Annotated in this window: 18 protein-coding genes and 2 tRNA genes; 13 read left to right on the forward strand and 7 right to left on the reverse strand. The window is 63.2% G+C overall.

What is annotated here, in order from left to right; genetic code table 11:
* Positions 1-198 precede the first annotated feature (198 nt).
* The gene (locus MPZ60_RS22215) at positions 199-2,688 is read left to right on the forward strand and encodes a DUF3772 domain-containing protein (protein ID WP_238585744.1); all 2,490 of its coding nucleotides are present in this window, start codon (positions 199-201) and stop codon (positions 2,686-2,688) included.
* Here the strand turns inward: MPZ60_RS22215 and MPZ60_RS22220 are convergent.
* Positions 2,628-3,611, reverse strand: coding sequence for a triacylglycerol lipase (locus MPZ60_RS22220; RefSeq protein ID WP_052057600.1), 984 nt, complete (start codon positions 3,609-3,611; stop codon positions 2,628-2,630). The genes MPZ60_RS22215 and MPZ60_RS22220 overlap by 61 nt on opposite strands.
* Positions 3,612-3,815: 204 nt before the next feature.
* On the opposite strand from MPZ60_RS22220, the gene MPZ60_RS22225 reads away from it, so the two are divergent.
* From MPZ60_RS22225 to MPZ60_RS22245, 5 genes are all read left to right on the forward strand, one after another.
* Entirely contained in the window at positions 3,816-5,525 is a 1,710-nt protein-coding gene (locus tag MPZ60_RS22225) for an AMP-binding protein (protein WP_003067999.1), read from the forward strand.
* A gap of 66 nt (positions 5,526-5,591) precedes the next feature.
* A tRNA-Val gene (locus MPZ60_RS22230) sits at positions 5,592-5,666 on the forward strand.
* A gap of 6 nt (positions 5,667-5,672) precedes the next feature.
* Positions 5,673-5,747 (forward strand) — tRNA-Val (locus MPZ60_RS22235).
* 160 nt (positions 5,748-5,907) lie between these two features.
* On the forward strand, positions 5,908-6,360 hold the full coding sequence (locus MPZ60_RS22240; protein ID WP_034354624.1) for a bacteriohemerythrin: 453 nt from the start codon (positions 5,908-5,910) through the stop codon (positions 6,358-6,360).
* 94 nt (positions 6,361-6,454) lie between these two features.
* Positions 6,455-7,417 (forward strand): MBL fold metallo-hydrolase, encoded by a 963-nt coding sequence (locus tag MPZ60_RS22245; protein WP_034354627.1) that lies wholly within the window; start codon positions 6,455-6,457, stop codon positions 7,415-7,417.
* A 7-nt stretch (positions 7,418-7,424) separates the two neighbouring features.
* Here MPZ60_RS22245 and MPZ60_RS22250 read toward each other — a convergent pair whose 3' ends face one another.
* Together MPZ60_RS22250 and MPZ60_RS22255 are read right to left on the reverse strand one after the other, a co-directional pair.
* Positions 7,425-7,700, reverse strand: a complete 276-nt coding sequence (locus MPZ60_RS22250; RefSeq protein WP_034354630.1) for a DUF2798 domain-containing protein — start codon at positions 7,698-7,700, stop codon at positions 7,425-7,427.
* A complete protein-coding gene (locus tag MPZ60_RS22255) occupies positions 7,693-8,493 on the reverse strand; it encodes a siderophore-interacting protein (RefSeq protein ID WP_034354633.1) in 801 nt (266 codons plus the stop codon). The genes MPZ60_RS22250 and MPZ60_RS22255 overlap by 8 nt, the downstream gene beginning before the upstream one ends.
* Before the next feature lie 67 nt (positions 8,494-8,560).
* Between MPZ60_RS22255 and MPZ60_RS22260 the strand changes: the two genes are divergently transcribed.
* From MPZ60_RS22260 to MPZ60_RS22270, 3 genes are all read left to right on the forward strand, one after another.
* Positions 8,561-9,004, forward strand: a complete 444-nt coding sequence (locus MPZ60_RS22260; RefSeq protein ID WP_034354637.1) for a MarR family winged helix-turn-helix transcriptional regulator — start codon at positions 8,561-8,563, stop codon at positions 9,002-9,004.
* A gap of 338 nt (positions 9,005-9,342) precedes the next feature.
* Complete coding sequence (locus MPZ60_RS22265; protein ID WP_034354640.1) at positions 9,343-11,700, forward strand: catecholate siderophore receptor Fiu; 2,358 nt, start codon at positions 9,343-9,345, stop codon at positions 11,698-11,700.
* A gap of 200 nt (positions 11,701-11,900) precedes the next feature.
* Complete coding sequence (locus MPZ60_RS22270; protein WP_034354643.1) at positions 11,901-12,581, forward strand: Fe2+-dependent dioxygenase; 681 nt, start codon at positions 11,901-11,903, stop codon at positions 12,579-12,581.
* Between the two features lie 27 nt (positions 12,582-12,608).
* Here the strand turns inward: MPZ60_RS22270 and MPZ60_RS22275 are convergent, their stop codons facing one another.
* The 3 genes from MPZ60_RS22275 to MPZ60_RS22285 form a co-directional block, all read right to left on the reverse strand.
* On the reverse strand, positions 12,609-13,181 hold the full coding sequence (locus MPZ60_RS22275; RefSeq protein WP_034354646.1) for a DUF4124 domain-containing protein: 573 nt from the start codon (positions 13,179-13,181) through the stop codon (positions 12,609-12,611).
* A gap of 208 nt (positions 13,182-13,389) precedes the next feature.
* Positions 13,390-15,585 carry a TonB-dependent receptor domain-containing protein gene (locus MPZ60_RS22280; RefSeq protein WP_034355302.1) on the reverse strand — a complete coding sequence of 732 codons (2,196 nt, stop codon included), beginning with the start codon at positions 15,583-15,585 and terminating at the stop codon, positions 13,390-13,392.
* 355 nt (positions 15,586-15,940) lie between these two features.
* Positions 15,941-17,920, reverse strand: a complete 1,980-nt coding sequence (locus MPZ60_RS22285) for a lytic transglycosylase domain-containing protein (protein WP_034354648.1) — start codon at positions 17,918-17,920, stop codon at positions 15,941-15,943.
* 15 nt (positions 17,921-17,935) lie between these two features.
* Between MPZ60_RS22285 and MPZ60_RS22290 the strand changes: the two genes are divergently transcribed.
* Both MPZ60_RS22290 and MPZ60_RS22295 read left to right on the forward strand, forming a co-directional pair.
* The gene (locus MPZ60_RS22290; protein WP_003067985.1) at positions 17,936-18,508 is read left to right on the forward strand and encodes a 5-formyltetrahydrofolate cyclo-ligase; all 573 of its coding nucleotides are present in this window, start codon (positions 17,936-17,938) and stop codon (positions 18,506-18,508) included.
* Between the two features lie 18 nt (positions 18,509-18,526).
* Positions 18,527-18,787: a hypothetical protein gene (locus MPZ60_RS22295; RefSeq protein WP_034354650.1), complete on the forward strand. Its 261-nt coding sequence runs from the start codon at positions 18,527-18,529 to the stop codon at positions 18,785-18,787.
* Between the two features lie 117 nt (positions 18,788-18,904).
* On the opposite strand, the gene queC is transcribed toward MPZ60_RS22295, so the two are convergent.
* Positions 18,905-19,669 (reverse strand): 7-cyano-7-deazaguanine synthase QueC, encoded by a 765-nt coding sequence (gene queC / locus MPZ60_RS22300; protein ID WP_034354653.1) that lies wholly within the window; start codon positions 19,667-19,669, stop codon positions 18,905-18,907.
* A gap of 115 nt (positions 19,670-19,784) precedes the next feature.
* Here queC and MPZ60_RS22305 point away from each other — a divergent pair, with 115 nt between their 5' ends.
* Both MPZ60_RS22305 and MPZ60_RS22310 read left to right on the forward strand, forming a co-directional pair.
* Entirely contained in the window at positions 19,785-20,465 is a 681-nt protein-coding gene (locus MPZ60_RS22305; protein ID WP_003050937.1) for a glutathione S-transferase family protein, read from the forward strand.
* A 59-nt stretch (positions 20,466-20,524) separates the two neighbouring features.
* On the forward strand, positions 20,525-21,787 hold the full coding sequence (locus MPZ60_RS22310) for a multifunctional CCA addition/repair protein (protein WP_034354656.1): 1,263 nt from the start codon (positions 20,525-20,527) through the stop codon (positions 21,785-21,787).
* The last annotated feature ends 168 nt before the right edge of the window (positions 21,788-21,955 follow it).

Genomic DNA, 21,955 nt, shown 5'->3' on the forward strand with positions numbered 1-21,955 from the left:
CAGCGGATGTATACCGGCACGCGCCTTGGCAAGCGCGAGGTCAAGAGCCGAATTGTCAGAGGAGAATTCGGCTCTATTCCTTTCCAGAAAAGCGCATAAAGCTCCATTTTCAATAGCATCCGACGCCGAATATCCAGGCTGCAAGCCCTGTATGACTTGGCTGCGCCCTGAAACCCTGACCGCAGCATTGCACCTATAGTGAGCGCCAGAGGCAAACTGCCGCCCACTCACTTCTTCACAATGCATTACCGCTGCAACCAACTGCTGCGCTGGCTTTTAGCGCTCCAACTTTGCATAGGTCTGGCCGTCGCGGCCGAGCTGCCTGCCAATGGCGATATCCAGACCACCTCCATCGCCCAGATTCAACAAGCATCGAACACCCTGGACAAGGTACGCCAGTCGCTCGATGACGCCGACACCTCCGAAACGCTGCAGGCACTGTCCGAAAAAGCCCTGCAGTCCAAACGCGATGCCGACAATGCCGTCACGGCGCTGGAGCCGCTGCTCAAGCAAATCGACGCTCGCATTGCCCAGCTGGGTCCGGTGGCCGAAGGCAGCGAGGAATCCCCCGAACTGAGCCTGCAGCGCAAGGATCTGGCGCAGCAGCACAGCGAGCTGGACTCCGCGCTCAAGCGCGGCAAGCTGTTGTCCATGGAGGCCAAACAGACCACGGACAGCATCGAGAAAATCCGCACCCAGCAGTTCAACGCACAGATCGCCCGCAAAGTGGCATCGCCGCTGTCGCCCTCGCTGTGGAAGCAGTTTGCCGAACATCTGCCAACCGACCTGCAGCGCATTGCGGCCCTGACACGCCAGGGCCAGGCCAGCTTTGCGGCAGCCATTGCCGAACATGGCTGGTCGGCCACGCTGACCGGCATCGCCCTGGCGCTGTTTGTGATGTTTCCGCTGCGCATCGGCCTGCGCTATGCAGGCCGCAAATTTGCGGCCTCCGAACGCGCACCCAACGGACGGCTGCGCCGCACAGGTCTGGCTGTCTGGATGCTGGTAGTGGGTACGGCCCTGCCCGGCCTGGCCAGTCTGATATTCATCGAGAGCCTGCGCTCCATAGACGCGATTGCACCGCGCCTGCAGACCGTGGCCGATGCCTGGATTCAATCCTCATTTGTCGCCGCCTTCTTCCTCTCCGTCAGCGCCTGCCTGCTGGTGCCCAAGCGTCCGACCTGGCGACTGCTCAACATCGACGACATCGCCGCCCCTGCGCTCACACGCTTTGCCTGGGGAGCCGCCGGTCTGACCTGGTTCTCCATGATGCTCAACGCGGTAGACATTGCCGCACGCACCAGTGCCGTCAGCAGCGTGGCCCTGGACGGACTGATTGCGCTCGTCTATGCCTTGCTCATCATGTCGGTGCTGATGGTCATCAACAAGCAACGCAAGCGCCAGCAACTGGCCGAGCGCGAGAAGGCTGCTCATCATGGTGACGATTACCGGCCTGCGGCAACCAGTCGCTGGCTGATGCTGGCCTGGCTGGGCGGGCATCTGACGGTGCTGGCCGCGCTCATCGCAGCGCTGATCGGTTATCTGAACTTTTCGGTATTCGCAGCCACGCAAATGGTCTGGATCACCGTGGTGGTTCTGGCCACCTCGCTGCTGATGAAGTTTGCCGACGACCTCTTTACCTGGCTGTGCTCCAGCGAGAGCCGTATCGGACAGGGCTTCGCTGCCGGCACGGGGCTCAAGCCCTCGCGCCTGGAGCAGGTCGGCGTGCTGTTGTCGGCTCTCACGCGTGTCTGTCTGTTGCTGCTGGGGCTGATGGCGCTGATCGCGCCCTTTGGCAACTCCAGCAGCCTGATCGTGCTGGCCGATACGCTGACCAACGGTCTGCCCGTGGGCGACTCCTTCCTGCGCCCCATGACGATCTTGCGCGGCCTGCTGGTGCTGGTTGCAGGCCTGACCGTGTTTGGCGCCCTGCAGCACTGGCTGGTGGAAACCTATCTGCCCAAGACCGAGCTGGATATAGGCGCACGCAACTCCATCAGCACCGTGGCCCGCTATATGGGCATTTTGCTGTCCGGCCTGTGGACGCTGGCGGCCCTGGGCATAGGCTTTGAAAAAGTAGCTCTGCTGGCCAGCGCCTTGTCCGTCGGCATCGGCTTCGGTCTGCAGGCCATCACGCAGAACTTTGTCTCGGGCCTGATTCTGCTGGCCGAGCGCCCCGTGAAGCTGGGCGACCGCGTGCGTATCGGCGATCAGGTCGGCGACATCCGCCGCATCAGCGTGCGCGCCACCGAGATTCAGACCGATGACAAATCCACCGTCATCGTGCCCAACTCGGAGTTCATCACCAAGTCCGTGCAGAACCTGACCATGGATGGCGCGCTGGGCCGCATCTCGATCGCGTTCTCGGTGCCGCTGAACACCGATATCGTCAAGCTGCGCGAGGTGCTGCTGGGCCTTTATGCCGAGCATGAGGCCGTGCTGAGCACCCCTGCTCCTTCAATGTATGTGGACTCCATCAATGGCAGCGTGGTCAACATCACCAGCTTCGGCCATGTCTCCAGTTCGCGCAATGTCTACAGCACGCGCAGCGACCTGCTGTTCGGCCTGCTGCAGCGCTGCGCCGAGCAGCAGATCGCCCTGGTTTCCGCCACCGACATCCACCTGATTCAGGACCCGCAGGCCCGTGCCCCGGCGTCGGCTGCGGAGGCGCCCACCTCGGCTGCCTGATGCCCGCTCTGCAATTGCGTCTGCAACTGCAGGCAGTGCTGCCAGACCCGAGGATCGAACAGCAGCTGCATATGCGCTGCATCGTCGACCTGATGACACTGCGCATTCGGCAAGATCGCAAGGTCGGGGGGGAAGACGATGTTGTCGCTGCTGCTGCACCAGCAGCTGAATGACACATCCTGGGGCGGCGGCCCCAGCCGCTGCAGCCAGTCGCTGCCTTCGCGCATATCCACGGCCGGCAGGCGCTGCGCAAACCGCGCCAGCCAGGCTCCGCCATGCGGCGTGGCCACGGTGACCACATGGGCCGCATGGCGCGCACGCTCATCAGCATCGAGCCGATTGAGCCAGGCCCGCACCACCAGACCGCCCATGCTGTGCGCAACCAGAAGAGGGGCACGGCCGGTTTGCTGGACCATGGCTTTCACGCATCTGTCGAGATCGTCCACCATGGCATCGACTGGACTGCCATGAGCCGGCTCCAGCGTCACGGCCATGCAGGGAATACCGCGTGCCTTGAGCCTGCGCAGCCACACGGTCCACACGCCACGGTTGCAGAAATAGCCATGCACCAGTACCACGCCCACCTGCCCTTGCACCTGCTTGCCCTCGCGATCCACAGGCACTCCATCGGGCTCTGCATGCTCGCCAAAAGGAATCTGCCAGCCGAACAGCCGCCAGGCCCAGCGCCACTCGGCAAACCAGGCCCGCAACGCGACCATGGCAGGCGGCAGTGGCAATCCACGACCGCGCAGCACCGCACGCATCATCAGCATCTGCGTGCCCAGCTGCAGCCCGGCTCCGCTCGCAATCAGCCCCGCGCCCAGCAATGCCACAGCCACTGAGCGCGGCCACCAATAGCTGCACCAGAGCAACAGCGCCAGCCAGCTTCCCATCACCACACAGCGCCAGAACCAGGTATTCAAAGCTGCTCCTCCTCAGAACGTGTTTGCGTTCTCGGACCCAGCGTAGCAAGCATGCCGCTCCACGCCTAGGACAAGCCCCCGTAGACCCTGACAGACCGCATCCGCAGAATCAGCCGCAGCGCAGGTTTTGCACGCTGGCCTTCTTTGTTCAACCCGCCGCCCTCTTCCCTGGACGACGAGCGGCTTCTGCAAGGTACCTCTTCTATGGACGCTGCCGCTCCCTGGTTCAAGAACTATCCGCCCAATGTGCCGCACGATGTGCAGCCCGAACAGTACCGCTCGCTGGTGCACCTGCTCGAAGAAGCCTTCAGCCAGCATGCAGAGCGGCCGTTTTCGGTCTGCATGGACCGCTGGATGAGCTATGCCGAGCTGGACAGGCTATCCGCACAGATGGGGGCCTGGCTGCAGAGTCTGGGTCTGGAGCCAGGAGCGCGCGTGGCCATCATGCTGCCCAATGTGCCGCAGTTCGCCGTCAGCATGGCCGGCGTGCTGCGTGCAGGCTTTACCTGCGTCAACGTCAACCCGCTCTACACCGCGCGCGAGCTAGAGCACCAACTCAAGGACTCGGGCGCTACGGCCATCATCATCCTGGAGAACTTTGCCCACACCCTGGCCCAGGTGCTGGAGCGCAGCCATATCCGCCATATCTGCCTGACCAGCATGGGCGATCTGCTCGGCGGCCTGTACGGCAGCTGGATCACCTTTGCCGTGCGCCACCTGGCCAAGATGGTGCCGGCCTTTGACCTGCCCCTTGGCTCGGATTCAGGCGCCGGCAGCCAGCAGCGCCAGGTCACCCAGTTCAGCAAGGCGCTGACCGAGGGCGCAGGACGCAAGCTCATCCCCAGCACGGCCACGCTGGACTCGATTGCCTTTCTGCAATACACGGGTGGCACCACGGGCCTGTCCAAGGGGGCGGTACTGACCCATCGCAATATCGTCGCCGCCACGCTGCAGGCCCATACCTGGTTCACCCCAGCGCTGGAAGGCAGGGTCAAGGCCAATGAAACCCATATCGTGGCGGCCTTGCCGCTCTATCACATCTTCGCGCTCACCGTGAGCCTGTTCGCCATGCGACTGGGCGGCAGCCTGAGTCTGATTCCCAACCCGCGCGATATTCCGAAATTTGTGAAGGTGCTCAAGAAGCGGCCCTTCCATGTGCTGCCAGCCGTGAACACCTTGTTCAATGCGCTGCTCAACAACCCGGAGTTCCGCCAGCTCGATTTCTCGCAGTTGTTCATCTCCCAGGCCGGCGGCATGGCGGCGTCCGAAGGCACGGCGCGTCAGTGGCAGCAGACCACGGGCTGCGCCATGATCGAAGGCTGGGGCATGAGCGAGACCTGCGCCATAGGCACGAACAATCCCGTGACCAACAAGGAGTTCACCGGCACCATAGGCCTGCCTCTGCCCGGCATCTCGATCGCCATCAAGGACGATGAAGGCCACGACCTGCCAAACGGCCAGGCGGGAGAGCTCTGCATCAAGGGCCCCAACGTCATGCACAGTTACTACAACCAGCCTGCAGAGACCGCCAAGGCCTTCACGGCCGACGGCTATATGCGCACCGGCGATATCGGTGTGCTGGACGACGAGGGATACACCCGCATCATCGACCGCAAAAAGGACATGATGGTGGTCAGCGGCTTCAACGTCTATCCGAACGAGCTGGAGAACGTCATCTCCATGTGCCCCGGCGTGCTCGAATGCGCAGCCGTGGGCGTCAAGGACGATCAGCAGGGCGAATCGATCAAGGTCTATGTGGTGCGCAGCGACCCCTCGCTGACGGAAGACCGGGTCATGCGCTACTGCCAGGAGCAGTTGACGGGCTACAAACGGCCACGCTATATCGAGTTCCGCGACGAGCTGCCCAAGACCAATGTGGGCAAGATCCTGCGGCGCGAGCTGCGCTCGAACTGAGTTTTTTCAGAAAATTTACGAGTTTTCCCGAAGACTTCCAAAGTTGCTGCTAGAATTGCGGTCTTCGGGTGATTAGCTCAGCGGTAGAGCACTGCCTTCACACGGCAGGGGTCACATGTTCGATCCATGTATCACCCACCAGTTAAAGCGCGATTAGCTCAGCGGTAGAGCACTGCCTTCACACGGCAGGGGTCACATGTTCGATCCATGTATCGCGCACCAGACAAAGCCTCTTGAATTTCGGTTCAAGGGGCTTTTTCTTTGCCCGCACGGCAGACCGCCCCCCCTCTTTTGGAGGATGCCTGCCCACCGATACGGCTTGCATAATGGTCTTCAGAGACAAGCTGCGCGCACTCCGAAGCATTCACAAGAAGACATTGCCATGAGCCACACCGCCACCCTGGTCTGGGGAGACCATCTGCTCATGGGCCACGGGCCCATGGACGAATTGCACGAGGAATTCGTCGAGCTGATTGCCCTGCTGCAAACCGCCGAAGACAGCGAGCTGCCCAGTCTGCTGCAAGCCATGGAAAGCCATCTGCAGCACCACTTTGCCGAAGAGGACCAGTGGATGCTGAGTACCGGCTTCCCTCCACGCGGCTGCCATATCGACGAACATGCGGCCGTGCTCAAGTCGGTGGCAGAGGTTCGCGTCAAGCTCGCCGAAGGCAATATCCTCCTTTGCCGCGATCTGACCAAGGCCCTGGTGGACTGGTTTCCCGGCCACGCCACGCATCTCGACTCGGCCCTGGCGCACTGGCTGTCCAAGCAGCGCTTTGGCGGCAAGCCTGTGGTGATTCGCCGCAACATCCTGCCTTCGGCCGAATCGCACTGAGCAGCACTGAGCAGCTCGCCCGCGCGACAGCTGCGTAATGAGCGGTCTGCTAGGCTTGTGCAAAACACAAAGCACCGCACAGGAGACCAGTCCGATGAATGCATCCCCGGCAATGCATGTCCCACTGCCGCCCGGCATGACCGTGCTGGAGCGCGGCTGGCTGTCGGCCAACAATATCGTCTTTGCCGCGCAGGCCGGCGATGCCGAAGGTGCTGCCGTCATCGACACCGGCTATGTCACGCACTCCGCACAAACACTGGCGCTGATCGAAAGCACGCTGGAAGGTCAGCCGCTGGCGCGCATTCTCAACACCCATCTGCACAGCGACCATTGCGGCGGCAATGCCGCACTGCAGCAAGCTTATCCACAGGTGCAGACCTTTATCGCACCGGGCCAGGCCGAGCAGGTGCGCAACTGGGACGAAGCCGCCCTCAGCTATGCCCCCACGGGCCAGGAATGCCCGCGCTTTGCCATCACGGGCCTGCTGCAGCCAGGCAGCGCGGTACGCCTGTCGGGGCGCGACTGGCAGATCCATGCAGCCCCCGGCCATGATCCCCATTCGGTGATTGTGTTCGAGCCTGACAGCCGCATCCTGATCTCTGCCGATGCGCTATGGGAAAACGGCTTTGGCGTGGTCTTCCCCGAGATCGAAGGCATTGCCGCCTTCGACGAGGTCGCCGCAACACTGGACGTGATCGAGCGGCTGAAGCCCCGCCTCGTCATTCCCGGACACGGCGGCTTGTTTGGCGATGTGCAGGCGGCTCTGGGCATTGCCCGCAAGCGGCTGGCAGGCTTTGTCCAGTCTCCGCAACGCCATGCCAGCTATGCCGCCAAGGTACTGCTCAAATACAAGCTGCTGGAGTGGCAAAGCATCAGGGTGCAGGATCTGCAGGACTGGGTTTGTGCCACCCCCTATTTCGGCATCCTGCACCAGAGCTACTTTGGCGCGCAGACCGCGCAGCAATGGCTGGAAAGCCTGATCGAGAGTCTGCTTGCCAGCGGCGCGGCCGAGCTGCGGCGCGATGCAACCGGTACTCCCATCCTGCTCAATCAGTGAGGAGCGCTCAGTGCTGCACGGTGGCGGCAACCAGCCGCATGACCAGCGGACGCACCAACACCACGCAAGCAAAGGCCGAAGGCATGGCCAGCGCATAGGCCTTGAGCACTCGCCATCCATAGCCCTCCCCCAGGCCGCCGTTGGCAGCCACGATGATGCAGCACATGAAGAACGCCATGATCAGCGCCATGTAAAAGGCAAACACCAGGGGTGTGTAGCGCTTGTGCAGCTTGCGACGCAGTATTGCAGTGAGTCGTGAAGGCGGACTTGGCTCTTCAGTCATTCGCGCTCAGTTCCTCGTGGTGGGCGGCCTCGCCCTGCTTCCAGTAGGACGCAATCCGCATGCGCTTGGGATTGGCTCCGGGCTTGGCCAGGATGCGCTTGCGCAGATCGGCCATGGCACGATTCTCGCCTGCAGCCCAGACAAAGCCCTCGCCTTCGGGCAGTTCCAGAGCATCCACCGCATCGGCCAGCGAACTCACCCACTGCAGGTCCAGCGCTGCGGCGCTGCTCCAGTGGCGTTGATCGACCTGATTGCCGATCTGCACCCGCACGATGGCGCGGCTGCCGGCCGGCAGCTCCGCCAGACGGCGCTCCATCGCGGGCATGGCGCTTTCATCGCCCAGCAGCACATGCCAGTCCAGATCGGCGGGCACGACCAGGCTGCCGCGCGGGCCGGCCAGACCCAGCCACTGACCAATGGGGGCTGTGCGTGCCCATTCCACGGCGGGGCCCGAGCCATGCTCGGCGAACTCCAGCTGCAGCGTGTTGCGGGCGGCTTCGTAGTTCAGCGGCGTGTAGTCGCGCATGGTGGGGCGCTCGCCGGCTATATGCGGGCGACCGTCGACCATCTGCGGCAGATTGGGCCTGTCCATCCCGGCCTGGGGCAGGATGAGCTTGGTATGGTCGTCAAAGCCCGCGCTGACAAAGCCTGCCAGTTCGGGGCCGCCCACGGTCAGGCGGATAAAGCCGGGGCTGAGCTGCTCGCGCGCCAGCAACTGCACATGGCGCGAGCGGAATTCGTGGCGTACACGCTGCATGATGGACACTGTCTCGGTGTTGGACATGATTTTCATTAAGTTGATAAAGTCCACGAAATATCCATTAATAAGTTGACTAAGTCAACAAACAACCTTTCCCACCATGAGTTCATCCATCGCTGCCGAAGTGTTCGAGGTGCTGCACGATCTGCTGCACCTGTTTCGCGCGCGCCTGCTTGAGTCGCTTGAAGCGGTGCAACCGGGGCTGACCTTCAACGAATTCCGCATCCTCATGCACACCGGTCGCCACCCCGGCATCACGCAAAAGGAACTGGTCGAGCACAGTCACACCGACAAGGCCCAGATGGCGCGCACCCTGGCCCAGTTGCAGGACAAGGGCTGGCTGGAGCGCTCTGCCAGCGAAGCCGACAAGCGCGTACGCTGCCTGCAGCTCAGCACCAGGGGACAGCAGTTGTTCGACCAGCTCAGAAGCCGGCGCGAGCAGATAGCCACCGAGCTGCTCAGCGACTTTCCTGCGGCCCAGCAGGCCTTGTTGCATGATTTGCTGCTGCAGGCCAGGGACAGCGCCCAGGCTACGCGACCGTAAATACTCTAAAAAAGAAGCAGCCAACGCATGCTGCTCGATGATTTCAATGCTCTAGCACCTTGAAATACAGATAGAAAAGGCGGTAGTAGCTCTCATATTCGAAGTGAAGCGAGCGCCCGCCTATCCCGACCATGTTGCTATGCAACAACGCCGAGCATGATTCTCCGTAAACTTTCGCAAAGTTATATTAAGAATCATTATCATTCGCTGCATTCGTACCCGAGTACGCTTTAGCCAGCCAGGACTTCGCCCGGACGCCACCCGCGTCTGCGCTCGCATCACAAGTGCAGACAGCCAGTACCAGCCAGCCAACTGTCTTCACTTCCAGTCCTTTCAACATGGCTCAATCCAACATCTATATCCAAAGCCGCAAGCATTCCGCGGGCCGCTTGCCTTCCTCCGCCGGCCTGGTCGCCTGCGCTACCGTGCTGGCCGGCGCCACGCTGGCACTGCCAGCGCAGGCCCAGTCCACAGAAACCACGCTCAAGGAAGTCAAGGTGGAAGGCAAGGCCGACACCGGCTACACGCCCGGCCAGCTGTCCTCGCCCAAGTTCACCCAGCCGCTGGTCAACACCACGCAGACCGTCAACGTCATCAAGGAGCAACTGCTGCAGGAGCAAGGCGCCACCACGCTGACCGAGGCACTGCGCAATGTGCCCGGCGCCGGCACCTTCTACGCGGGCGAGAACGGCAACACCAGCACGGGCGACGCCGTCTATATGCGCGGCTTCGACAGCTCCAGCAGCATCTATGTGGACGGCGTACGCGACATAGGCTCGATCTCGCGCGATATGTTCAACATCGACCAGGTCGAAGTCACCAAGGGCCCGGCCGGCACGGACTACGGTCGCAGCGCCCCCACGGGTGCCATCAATCTGGTGAGCAAGCAGGCCAATCTGAACAACAGCTTCGGCGGCTCCCTGGGCCTGGGCTCGGCCAGCTACAAACGCGCCAGCATCGACCTGAACCGCGTCATCAATGCCGAGACCGGCACGGCCGTGCGCCTGAACGCCATGGCGCAGGACGCCAATGTGGCGGGCCGCAACGGCATCGAGAACAACCGCTGGGGCATTGCGCCCTCGTTCGCCTTCGGCCTGAACTCGCCCACCCGCGTGTTCGTGAACCTGTTGCACATCAAGCAGAGCAATGTGCCCGATGGCGGCGTTGCCACCATCGGCCTGCCTGGCTACACCTCTCCCGACGCTGCGGGCTATGCGGGCCGCCGCGCCTTTCTGGATTCTGCAGCACGCGTCAACAGCAAGAACTTCTACGGCACGGCCTCCGACCATGACGATGTGACGGCCAATATGGCGACGCTGAAGGTAGAGCATGACTTCTCGTCCACCACCAAGCTGCGCAACACCACGCGCTGGGGCGAGACCAAGCAGGACTATCTGCTCTCGGCCATCATGGGCCAGGGATATTCTGCGGGCGGCGTGCTTGGCAGCAATGGTCTGCAGACTCCCAATCCCGCCGATCCATCCACATGGTCGATGGCGCGCCTCATCAACACCAAGGATCAGGTCAACCGCATCCTGACCAACCAGACCAATCTGAGCACCAGCCTTGCCACCGGCAGCGTGCAGCATGATCTGAGCCTGGGCCTGGAGCTGACGCGCGAGGAACAGACCAATTACGGCCTGGCCACCTCGGGCTCGGTACCCAGCCGGGTCAGCGTGTACAACCCCGACGCCAGCGTCACGCTGCCTGCCTATGTACGCAACGGCGCCGACAGCAAGGGCAAGACCGACACCGTGGCGCTGTATGCCTTCGACACGCTGAAGTTCAACGACCAGTGGCAGGCCAATCTGGGCCTGCGCCTGGACCGCTACAAGACCTCGTACAACGCCATGGCGGTCTGCACGGCCACCTCGACCACCCAGCCCTGCGGCAGCAACCCTGCTGGCACCGTGGTGCCCACCACCTCGGACGGCCTGAGCAAGTCCGGCACCTTGCTGAGCTGGAAGGCCGGCCTGCTCTACAAGCCCGCGCCCAATGGCAGCGTGTACATGAACTACGCTCTCTCGCAGCAGCCACCGGGCGGCAGCAACTTTGCGCTGTCGGCCGCCGTGAACAATGCCGCCAACCCCAATATGGACCCGCAGAAGGCCAAGACGCTGGAGCTGGGCAGCAAATGGGAGCTGATGGAAAAGAACCTGATGCTCAGCGGCGCGCTGTTCCGCACCGAAGTGACCAACGAGATCGTCACCAACTCCGACGGCACCGTGGGCCAGACCGGCAAGAAGATCGTGCAGGGCCTGGAGCTGGGCGTGATCGGCCAGATCAACAAGGCCTGGGGCGTGAGCGCGGGCTACACCGTGCAGAACACCAAGGTCGACACCGGTGCCCTGGTGGCAGCCGACGCCAGCAACGGTCTGACCTATACGCCCAAGAATGCCTTCAGCCTCTGGAGCACCTATCAGTTGCCCTTCGGCCTGACGATTGGCGGCGGCGCGCGCTATGCGGGCGGCCTCAAGCGCGGCACCGACGGTGCCGTGGGCACGCCCAGCCACACGGACTCCTACTGGGTGTTTGACGCCATGGCCAGCTACCGCGTGAACAAGAATCTGGACATCCAGCTCAATGTCTTCAATCTGTTCGACAAGGACTATGTGGCGGCCATCAACAAGAGCGGCTACCGCTACTTCCCCGGCATTGCACGCTCGGCCCGTCTGACGGCAAACTTCAAGTTCTGATTGGAAGTTCTCCCCCTGAGGCGCTGACGCGCCTTCCCCCTCTCTGGCGCTGAGCGCCGGAGGGGGGCGACATCTTCGCTGCGGGGCGGCCCTTGCTTGATGTCTCTTACCTGGGTCGCGCCGTCTTCAGCGACAGCGATCCACTTTCCGACTTGCAGCCTCGCCCAAGCGGGGCTTCTCCATTTCAAAAGATTCTCACCATGATGCTGCACATCCCCAATGTCCTGAGCCGCGAGCAGGTCGCCAGCATGCGTGCCGCCATAGCTGCCGCCGACTGGGTCGACGGCCGCGCCACCGTGGGCAGCCAGGGCGCCCAGGTCAAGCGCAACCGGCAGCTGCCCGAGCACTCGCCCGTGGCCCAGGAGCAGGGCCGCATCATCTTGCAGGCGCTGGCCGCCAGCCCGCTGTTCTTCAGCGCCGCCCTGCCCGCGCGCACCATGCCGCCGCTGTTCAACCGCTACAGCGACAGCGAAACCTACGGCCTGCATGTGGACGGCGCGGCGCGCCGCGTCGCGGGCTCCGAGCAGTGGCTGCGCACCGATGTGTCCTGCACGCTGTTTCTCTGCGAGCCCGAGGACTACGAGGGCGGCGAGCTGGTCGTGGTCGACACCTACGGCACGCACGAGGTCAAGCTGCCCGCGGGCGACCTCATCCTCTACCCGTCAACCAGCCTGCACCGGGTCGAGCCAGTGACACGCGGCGAGCGGGTCTGCTCCTTCTTCTGGGCCCAGAGCATGGTGCGCGACGATGCACGCCGCGCCATGCTGTTCGAGATGGATCAGGCCATCACGGGCCTGCGCGGAAAGTTCGGTGAAACCGAGGAAACCGTCAGCCTGACCGGCCACTATCACAACCTGCTGCGCATGTGGGCCGAGACCTGAGAAGTGTTCTGAAACCGGCCGAGCTGCTCAGGGCCTGTGCTTTTCGGCGCAGCCGACCAGATGGTTGTGCATACTGGTCATGCACTGGTACATATCGCGCGAGCGTCCCGTGGCGGCCTTGCAGTCGCTGACCGTGGCCTGGGAGCGCAGCTTCACGAAGTTGCCCGCCGAGCTGTCGTACTGGGCCTGGGTGATATAGCCGCCCCTGAGGTTTTTCTGGCCGTTTTCCAGCATGGTCTCGATCTGGCTGCGGATGTTGTCCACCGCCAGCGCGCAGTTCAGCGCCACCTCCTTGCCGTCGACCTTTCTCAGGCCCTGGGCCAGGCCGTCGGCCATTTCCTGAGCGCCCTTGGGCAGCTTCCTGGTGCCGTCGGGATTGCGTGCCTCAGGTCCTTCGCCAAAGCGCCCCGCGCCCGCCCCCGAGCTACCGTTGGGAGAGACCTTGACCTGCGATGCATCCGCCTGCTGTGGCGGCAGCTGCGAGCCGTAATGCGTCTGCCCTTGCGCATCCACCCATTTGTAGACGGGCTGTGCCACCAGGGCACCGGCCCAGACCAGTCCCAGCGTGGCGATGAGCACGCGGCCTCTTGCTGTTGACATTGCGACTTCCCCCTCACTCAGTGCTGGCCAGCCATGCGCAGAACCAGTATTTGTAAAGAAGTGTAAACAATAATCAGAAATATGAAAACAGGAGCTGCCTGCGCTTTTTCATCAATGGTTTCAGACATAAAACAGTTTGAAACCGATGAGTGAACTGCGCTGACAGCTCCTGATTCAGAAGCTCATGCCGCTTGTGAGGCGCTCAGCATCAGAACTTCATGTTCGCAGTGATCCAGAAGGTACGACCGGCCTGGGTCACGCCCGACACACTCTGGCCGCCCTGGAAATAGCTGTTCACCCAGGTCGGCGTGCCGTTGACGCTCACCTGCTGATACTTGCGGAAGTCCTTGTCGAACAGATTGAAGATGCTGGCGTTGATGCTCAGGCTCTTGTTGACCTGATAGCTGCCGCCCAGATGGAACAGCGCATAGCCCTTGATATCGCCCACGGCGTCATACACGTCCCTGTTGGCCTTGCTCAGATTGTCGTAGGAGCCGCTGAAGCGCGGGCTCTTGCCACGGTACTCGCCGCGCGCCCACAGGCGCCACTGGCCGGTTGGCGTCCAGTCCAGCTGCACATTGGCAATGTGCTTGGCGGTGTTGGCGAGCTGGCCGTTCTTGACGCCGCTCTCGATCACCTCGCTATTGGTCCAGGTGTAGCCGGCCTTGACGGCCCAGTCCTTGGCCAGCTGGGCGCGGCTGCTCAGCTCCAGACCCCAGGTCTTGGCCTTGTCCACATTGATGGAGTAATCGGCCGTGGGGTTGTAAGCGCAGCTGGAGATGGCTGCCGTGGCGCAGGAGCCGCCCGAGGCGATCTTGTCCTTGACATCGTTATGGAAGAAGGTGGCCGCGCTGGTCCAGCCCGCCTTGTTGTCATACAGGGCCGACAGCTCCACATTGGTGCTGGTCTCGGGCTTGAGATTGGGGTTGCCGATGCTGATGGTCTTGCCCTGGCCGGTCACGCCGCTGACACCGTCGATCAGCTGATTCAGGCGCGGCGCCTTGAAGCCCTGGCTCACGCCGCCCTTGAAGGTCCAGTTCGTCGTTGCATCCCAGACCAGATAGGCACGCGGGCTGAACTGGCCGCCAAAGGCGTCATGGTGGTCATAGCGGCCCCCCAGCGTGGCCGTCAGGCCCTCACGCAGACGCCATTCGTCTTCCACGAACAGCGACCACATGGTCTGCTTGTGGCTTTGCGGCAGCAGCCCGTCCTTGAGCTTGGCATCCCAGAACTGGCCGCCCACGGTCAGCATATGGGCATCGCCCACGGGCGCCACCAGCTTGCTGTCCAGCACCAGATTGGTGGTCTTCAGTTCGCGGTCTGTACCTGCACGCGGATCACCCGATGGAACGGCCGCGCCGGGGATGGTGCGACCTATGGTCTCGGTTTCGGTATGCATCAGGCTGCTTTCCAGCGTGCCGAAGCCCAGGCGGCCGGTATGGCCGATGCTGACCTGATCGCGGTTGAAGCGCAGCGCATCTCGATAGCCGGTGGGAGCGGGATTGCCATTCCTATCTGGAGGTGCAATAGCATCACGATTGCCTAGGCGGCCATCTTCGTTGTTGTACCAGGTGCGGCCCTGGTCCACATCCAGCCAGAGATCGTGATAGCGATTGGGCGTCAGCGTCAGGCGGGCACCCAGATTGTGCTGGCGGCTTTGCGCAGGCGCGGGGTTGCGTGCACCGGCGGGCTGGGCCGCACCGGGCGCCAGCACCCAGTCGGCGGCATCGCGGTTGAAGGTGCTGCCACGCACGGCCAGGCCCAGCAGATCCTGCTTGATGGGGCCGTTGATGTAGAAGCTGCTCTTGTACTGGTTGCCCCATTCGCTGTCTTGTGGAATGCCGGCGCCCACGCTGACTTCGCCGCCCCACTCCTTGCTGACCTTGCGCGTGATGATGTTGATCACGCCGCCCATGGCGTCCGAGCCATAGAGCGTGGACATGGGGCCGCGAATGACCTCGATACGCTCGATGGCCGACATGGGCGGCATGAAGCTGGTCAGTGCGGCGCCGAAGCCGTTGGGCGTGACGTCGCCCGCCACGTTCTGGCGGCGCCCGTCGATCAGGATCAGCGTGTAGTCGCTGGGCATGCCACGGATGCTGATGTCGAGACCGCCGGTCTTGCCGGTCCCGCCCATCACATCAATGCCTTCCACGCCCTGCAGGGCTTCGGCCAGATCGCGGAAGTTCTTGGTCTCAAGCTCCTGGCGCGTCACGACGGAGATGGAGGCCGGGGCATTTTTCAGCTCCTGCTCGAAGCCGGAGGCAGAGACCACCACCTCCTCCATGGTGGACTCCCTGGCTTGTGCAAAAGCATTGCCGGCGCATGCGGCGGCAGCGGCCAGGGCCAGTAAACGGGGTTGCCAGCGAATGTGGCGGGCACGGCTGAGAGCTGCGTTGGACATGATGACTCCTCGGCCTGCCTTGGGCAGGTCGTTCACAGATACGGGTAGGAAGCGGCGGCCCGGTGGGCCTTCTGGACAGCTGGCAGGCAGCTAATGGGAGACAAAGCCGAGGTTGTATGTGACGTTATGGGCTCTGACGGTTGCAATTATGTACTTTTGTAAACGCAAACCAGTCTCATTCGCCATCTGTTTGTAGGTTATTCACCTACAAGGGGCTTTGCATGCTATTTCACGCGCGCCTCGGCGCGGGTCTTGTTTGAGCACTTGAAGCGTTCAATAAAAAAGCGCTCCACACCTTTCGGGCAGAGCGCTTTTCACTATCATTAAATGAGCATCAGCTCATCAAAACACCCGCTTATGGCAAGTCCTTCATGGTTTCGGGATCATTGGCCGGGCGCGGGCCTACGGTGCCCAGTCGGCTTTTGAGCGACTGAGGCTGGCCGGTGATCAGCGCCGCATAGTTGGTGGTGTTGGAGAGCACCTTCTTCACATAGTCGCGGGTCTCGCTGAAGGGCACGTTTTCGGCCCAGATGGCGGCATCCAGCGTGGGTCCGTTGCGCCAGTTGCGCGGGCGTCCCGGGCCGGCGTTGTAACCCGCGGCAGCCAGCGCCATCGAACCTTCGAAGTCATCCAGCGCCAGCTTGAGATAGGAGGTGCCGATGGTGATATTGGTGTCGCGGTCGTTGATCATGTCGGGAGTGAAGCCCGTCATGCCGATCTTCCTGGCCGTCCAGCGCGCCGTGGCCGGCATCACCTGCATCAGCCCCGAAGCGCCCACACCCGAGCGTGCATCCATGATGAAGCGGCTCTCCTGGCGGATCAGGCCATAGACATAGGCCGGGTCCAGCCCGATATTGCGCGACTTGGCCAGCACCGTGTCGTGATAGGGCATGGGAAAGCGCTGCTTCCAGTCGGCAAAGGTCTTGGTGCGCTCGCTGGTGTTGATGCAGCGATCCCAGACCTGGCGCTCGCAGGCCAGATCGGCGGCCGCATACAGTTCGCGATCTTCCATGCCTCCCGGCTGGTGCAGATTGGTGGAGTAGTTCCACTCGCGCACGCCTTCGCTGCGCAGCCCCATGCCAATCGCATACAGGCTGCGGCTCAGGCCGGGGTTGCTACGCGCCGCCGCCTTTTCCTGCGCCGTCAACGGCGCGGGCGCGGGCGGCACGGTGATGCGCTGGCCGATTTCCTCCAGCGCCAGCTGCTCGTAGAAGCTGCTGCTGCCGGCCGTGTCCTCCAGCAGTTGGCGGGCTTCGGCCTTTTCCTCGGCATTGGGGCGGCCCGCCAGCATGGCCTTGGCCTTCCAGTAGGCCCAGGTCGGGTCGGTGCGCTCCGGCCCCATGGCGTCGATGGCACGGCGCACGGCCTTCCAGTCGCCGGCGCGCAAGGCGGCGCGGGCCTTCCAGCCCAGCAGATCGTCGCTCAGATCCTCGTTGCGGCGCACCTTGCCAAAGTAGCTATTGGCATCGGGCGAGAGCTTGAAGGCGGCCTGCTTGCCGGCCACGGCCCAGGCCCAGTTGCGCTCCTCGCCGTTGAGCTGGGCACCCCAGCCGCCGTCGATCTGGGTGGCAGCCGCATCGGGATCGCTGGCCGCCATGCGGATCAGGGCCAGCAGGGCCAGTTCCTTGCGCTCGCGGCCGCGCGCCTTGCTCTGGCCTGCCAGGTATTTGGCGGGCGAGGCAAACACCTGCGCCACCTGGTCGGCGGCCTCGGGGGCGACGATGGCCACCGCATCACGGGCCGCCTTCTGGCGATTGTTTTCGGTGGCCACACGGGCACGGCGCCAGACATCGGCGTCGGTGATCAGTTTGTTCGCATACAGCTGGCCGGCGGCCGTGGTGCAGCCGTCATCGGCATCTTTTTGCGCCATCCACAGATCGCGCACCTGCTGGCCCACATTGGGCGCGCCCCGGCCTTGCAAGGCGTCGGCCAGCAGGGCGTAGCAGGTGACGGACTTGTCGTCGCGCATGCGGAACTTGGGATAGACCTGGCCGAAGGTACTCCAGTCACGCTGCTTGCCCAGCAGCAGCAGCCAGTCGTTGCGCAAGCGGTCTTCGTGGTAGGTGCCGGCATAGCGGTTCAGAAAGCCCTGGATTTCATCGGGCGACGCGGTTTCCAGGCGGTTCTTGAGTTCCCAGTAAGCGGCCCAAGGTTCGAGGGGGTGACCGGCAGCCTGTGGCAGGAGCTGGGTAAGCGCCGTCTGATTGCGGCTGCGGAATGCTTTTTGCATATCCAGCAACACGGCGTCGCCCGGGTTTTGTGCCTGCGCAAACGGAGCAGCTACAGTCAACAGGGAAGCCGCACAAAGCGGTGTCAAAATCTTCAGCCAGTGCATGGAGGAAATTATCCGATGGACAAAGCAGCGTTACGCCGCAAGTTGATTGAACTGCGCCTCAACCTTCCAGATCGCCTGCAACGCGCCGATGCGCTGCAGCAGGTGATGCGCTTTTGGCTGATGGAGCGGCCCGATACCGTGATTGGTGCCTACTGGCCCATCAAGGGTGAATTCGATCCGCTGCCAGCCCTGCATCGCTGGAAGGAAGATGGCGAGCTACAGGGTACTCCACAAAGGCGCAGGATCGGGCTGCCGGTGATAGACAAACAGCGCAAGACGCTGAGTTTTCACGCCTGGTACCCCGGTTGCCCGATGGAGGAGGACGCCTATGGCATTCCCAAGCCCAAGGATACCGAACTGCTGGTGCCTACGCTGCTGTTTGTCCCCTGCGTAGGCTATGCGGCCGGCGGCTACCGCCTCGGCTATGGTGGCGGTTTCTATGACCGCACGCTGGCCGAGCTGAGCCCACGCCCCTTCACCGTGGGTCTGGGCTACACCAATGGCTATGTCGATGACTTCCAGCCCGAGGCCCATGACCAGCCGCTGGACGCTATCCTCAACGACAACGGCGTGGTCTGGCCCGTCTAACCCTTGAATCGCTTTGCCATGAGTCGTCCCCGCAAGAACATTCCCCAGCGCCGCTACCGCCAGCGCCCACCACTGACCGTGATGCAGCTGCCGCTCACGCACCCCGAGGTGCTGCGGCTGCAATCCCATATGCGCCGCCATGGCGCGCTCGGACTGACACCGCGCCAGCACGATGCCATCTGGGACTTTCTGTTCGAGCGCCCCGAGAGCCAGGCCTGGCTCAGCCAGATGACGGCGCAGATTCAGGCCGGGCAGATCGCCACGCGGCCCAGCGCCTGAATCGGGCCGATCGAAAAAATGCTCCTTATTAAGGAGCATTTACCGCTTTAAATCAAAGGACTTCAGCGCTATATCAGCCTGAAGTCCTTTTTTGTCAAGCGTAAGAGGCTATCAATTTCAAGCTGCGGACTGGCTGGCGCGCCAGTTGCGCCAGCCCGATGCACGCAGCTCGCAGGCCGGGCAGCTGCCGCAGCCATAGCCCCACTCGTGCAGCGCATCGCGCGTGCCCTGATAGCAGGTATGGGTCTCGGTGCGGATCAGCTCCACCAGATCGCTGCCGCCCAGATCATGGGCCAGCTGCCAAGTCTGGGCCTTGTCCAGCCACATCAGCGGCGTATCGATGCGCAGCCGGCGCTCCAGGCCCAGGTTCAGCGCCAGTTGCTGGGCCTTCATGGTGTCGTCGCGGCAATCGGGGTAGCCCGAGTAATCGGTCTCGCAGACGCCGGTGACGATCACCGTCAGACCGCGGCGATAGGCCAGCGCGCCGGCCAGCGTCAGAAACAGCAGATTGCGGCCCGGCACAAAGGTGTTGGGCAGGCCGTCGGCCTGCATGGCAAAAGCCACATCCTCGGTCAGGGACGAGCCGCCAATCTGCTTGAGCACGTCGAGCGACAGCACATGGTCCTCGCCCAGGCGAGGCGCCCACAGGGGAAAACGCTCAACCAGCTGCTCGCGCACACCGGCGCGCACCTGCATCTCCACGCTGTGGCGCTGGCCGTAGTCAAAGCCCAGCGTCTCCACGCGCTCGAACATGGCCAGGGCCTGGGCCAGGCAGGTGGTCGAGTCCTGGCCGCCCGAGAACAGCACCAGCGCGCCCTTGTGGTGACCGGCCCCGGCCACCTGAGCGGCCGGGCTTGCAGAAGAAGTCGAAGTATTTGCCATAGTGCTGCAATTACATCATCCGCCGCGCCGCCGAGACATGACTGTGGAATCAAAACACACAGACCGTCAGGCCCAAGCTTGATAAGCTGCTCGACAAACCACACAGGAGTCCGCCATGAAGCTCTATATCGGCAACAAGAATTACTCGTCCTGGTCCATGCGCCCCTGGGTGCTGATGCGCCAAAGCGGCATCAGCTTCGAAGAGCTCACACTGCGCTTCGACAGCTTTGCGCCCGACTCCAGCTTCAAGCTGCAGGCGCTGGCACTCGCACCAACCGGCAAGGTGCCGCTGCTGGTCGACGAGGGACTGATCATCTGGGACAGCCTGGCCATCTGCGAATACCTGGCCGAGCGTTTTCCCGACAAGCATCTGTGGCCGCAGACCGTGGCCCAGCGCGCCCGCGCGCGCAGCCTGGTGGCGCAAATGCACAGCGGCTTCGGCGCGCTGCGCAGCTTCTGCCCCATGAATATCGAAGCCCAGTTGCAGGAAACCGGAGCCCGGCTCTGGGCCGAGCATGCCGATCTGCGCAGCGATGTCCAGCAACTCGAAGAGCTCTGGACCCCGCTGCTGAGCGCAGCCAGCGGCCCCATGCTGTTTGACCAGTTCAGCATTGCCGATGCCTTTTTTGCGCCGGTGTGCATGCGCATCAACAGCTACGGCCTGCCGACCTCGGCCCCTGTGCGCGCCTATGTGCAGCGCGTCACCCAGTTGCCAGCCACCCAGGAATGGATTCAGGCCGCGCTGGCCGAGCAGGACTTTCTGCAGTTTGAAGAGCCCTATCGCCAGCAGCGCTGAGGCCTGGCTCCCGCGATTGCGGTATCTGCAGGCCCGCTCGCAGCCACTACCATTGCAGCATGAGTGAATTCAAGGTTTTCAAGGTAGGCGGTGCGGTGCGCGATGCATTGCTGGGCCTGCCCGTCAACGATACGGACTGGGTGGTGGTTGGCGCCACGCCGGAGCAGATGAGCGCGCGCGGCTTCGTACCCGTGGGGCGCGACTTTCCGGTGTTTCTGCACCCCCGGACCCATGAGGAATATGCGCTGGCACGCACCGAGCGCAAGAACGGCATGGGCTATCGCGGCTTTGTGGTCCACACCGCCGCCGATGTGACGCTGGAAGAAGACCTGGCGCGGCGCGATCTCACCATCAACTCCATCGCTGCTCCCGCAGACTGGACAGGCAACGGCAACCTCGAAGACCTGGTGGACCCCTACCACGGCCAGCAGGATCTCAAGGATCGCGTGCTGCGCCATGTGACCGATGCCTTCCGCGAAGACCCGGTACGCATTCTGCGTCTGGCCCGCTTTGCGGCGCGCTTCACCGATTTTTCCGTCGCGCCCGAGACCATGGAACTCATGCGCGAGATGGTGGCGGCCGGAGAGGTCGATGCCCTGGTGCCCGAGCGCGTGTGGCAGGAAATCAGCCGCGGCCTGATGGAGGCCCGGCCCTCGCGCATGTTCGAGATCCTGCGCGAATGCGGAGCGCTGGTCCGGCTGCTGCCCGAACTCGACAAGCTCTGGGGCGTGCCCCAGCGCGCCGAATACCACCCCGAGATCGATTGCGGCGTGCATGCCATGATGGTGCTGGACATGTCGGCCCGCTTGCAGGCACCGCTGTCCGTGCGCTTTGCCTGCCTGTGCCATGACTTCGGCAAAGGCACCACTCCAGCCGATGTGCTGCCCCGCCATATCGGCCATGAGCAGCGCAGTGCCCGCCTGCTGCTGCTGGTCTGCGAGCGCTGGCGCGTGCCCAACGACTGCAAGGAGCTGGCCGAGGTCGTGGCGCGCGAGCATGGCAACATCCACCGCAGCCACGAACTCAATGCCGCCGCCCTGCTGCGCCTGCTCGAGCGCTGCGATGCCATACGCAAGCCCCAGCGCTTCGAGGAAGCCCTGCAGGCCTGCGAATGCGACGCGCGCGGACGTCTGGGCTTTGAAGATGCGGCCTATCCGCAGCGCCAGCGCCTGGGCAATGCCCTGAAAGCGGCGCTTGCCGTGGAAACCGGCCCGGTCGCCCAGACCGCAGCGCAGCGCGGCCTCAAGGGCAAGGCCATCGGTGACGCAGTGAGCAAGGCGCGCGAGCAGGCGATTGCCGCCTATCTGGAAGACGGTGCCTAGCCGTCCGCGCGCCAAGGCCCAGAAGGCAGGGATGGGCGCGGCTTGAGTTAAGTCAAAGAAGCTATGCTGCAGCCATTGCACAGTACGAGACGGCTGCGGCGGTTCGCTCCGCCCGGGCCATGCGGCGGGTCACGAAGCCCGCTGCAACACCCATTCCATACCGGTATG

It is taken from the genome of Comamonas sp. 7D-2, from assembly GCF_022749555.1.
Lineage (GTDB): Bacteria > Pseudomonadota > Gammaproteobacteria > Burkholderiales > Burkholderiaceae_C > Comamonas > Comamonas thiooxydans.

Excerpts from the sequence above, each read along its gene's own strand:
- MPZ60_RS22225 (WP_003067999.1), top strand. The coding sequence starts at position 3,816 with ATGGACGCTGCCGCTCCCTGGTTCAAGAACTATCCGCCCAATGTGCCG.
- MPZ60_RS22255 (WP_034354633.1), bottom strand. The coding sequence starts at position 8,493 with ATGAAAATCATGTCCAACACCGAGACAGTGTCCATCATGCAGCGTGTA.
- MPZ60_RS22290 (WP_003067985.1), top strand. The coding sequence starts at position 17,936 with ATGGACAAAGCAGCGTTACGCCGCAAGTTGATTGAACTGCGCCTCAAC.
- MPZ60_RS22275 (WP_034354646.1), bottom strand. The coding sequence starts at position 13,181 with ATGTCAACAGCAAGAGGCCGCGTGCTCATCGCCACGCTGGGACTGGTC.
- MPZ60_RS22280 (WP_034355302.1), bottom strand. The coding sequence starts at position 15,585 with ATGTCCAACGCAGCTCTCAGCCGTGCCCGCCACATTCGCTGGCAACCC.
- MPZ60_RS22295 (WP_034354650.1), top strand. The coding sequence starts at position 18,527 with ATGAGTCGTCCCCGCAAGAACATTCCCCAGCGCCGCTACCGCCAGCGC.
- MPZ60_RS22305 (WP_003050937.1), top strand. The coding sequence starts at position 19,785 with ATGAAGCTCTATATCGGCAACAAGAATTACTCGTCCTGGTCCATGCGC.
- MPZ60_RS22285 (WP_034354648.1), bottom strand. The coding sequence starts at position 17,920 with ATGCACTGGCTGAAGATTTTGACACCGCTTTGTGCGGCTTCCCTGTTG.
- MPZ60_RS22250 (WP_034354630.1), bottom strand. The coding sequence starts at position 7,700 with ATGACTGAAGAGCCAAGTCCGCCTTCACGACTCACTGCAATACTGCGT.
- MPZ60_RS22270 (WP_034354643.1), top strand. The coding sequence starts at position 11,901 with ATGATGCTGCACATCCCCAATGTCCTGAGCCGCGAGCAGGTCGCCAGC.
- MPZ60_RS22245 (WP_034354627.1), top strand. The coding sequence starts at position 6,455 with ATGAATGCATCCCCGGCAATGCATGTCCCACTGCCGCCCGGCATGACC.
- MPZ60_RS22240 (WP_034354624.1), top strand. The coding sequence starts at position 5,908 with ATGAGCCACACCGCCACCCTGGTCTGGGGAGACCATCTGCTCATGGGC.
- queC (WP_034354653.1), bottom strand. The coding sequence starts at position 19,669 with ATGGCAAATACTTCGACTTCTTCTGCAAGCCCGGCCGCTCAGGTGGCC.
- MPZ60_RS22260 (WP_034354637.1), top strand. The coding sequence starts at position 8,561 with ATGAGTTCATCCATCGCTGCCGAAGTGTTCGAGGTGCTGCACGATCTG.
- MPZ60_RS22310 (WP_034354656.1), top strand. The coding sequence starts at position 20,525 with ATGAGTGAATTCAAGGTTTTCAAGGTAGGCGGTGCGGTGCGCGATGCA.
- MPZ60_RS22265 (WP_034354640.1), top strand. The coding sequence starts at position 9,343 with ATGGCTCAATCCAACATCTATATCCAAAGCCGCAAGCATTCCGCGGGC.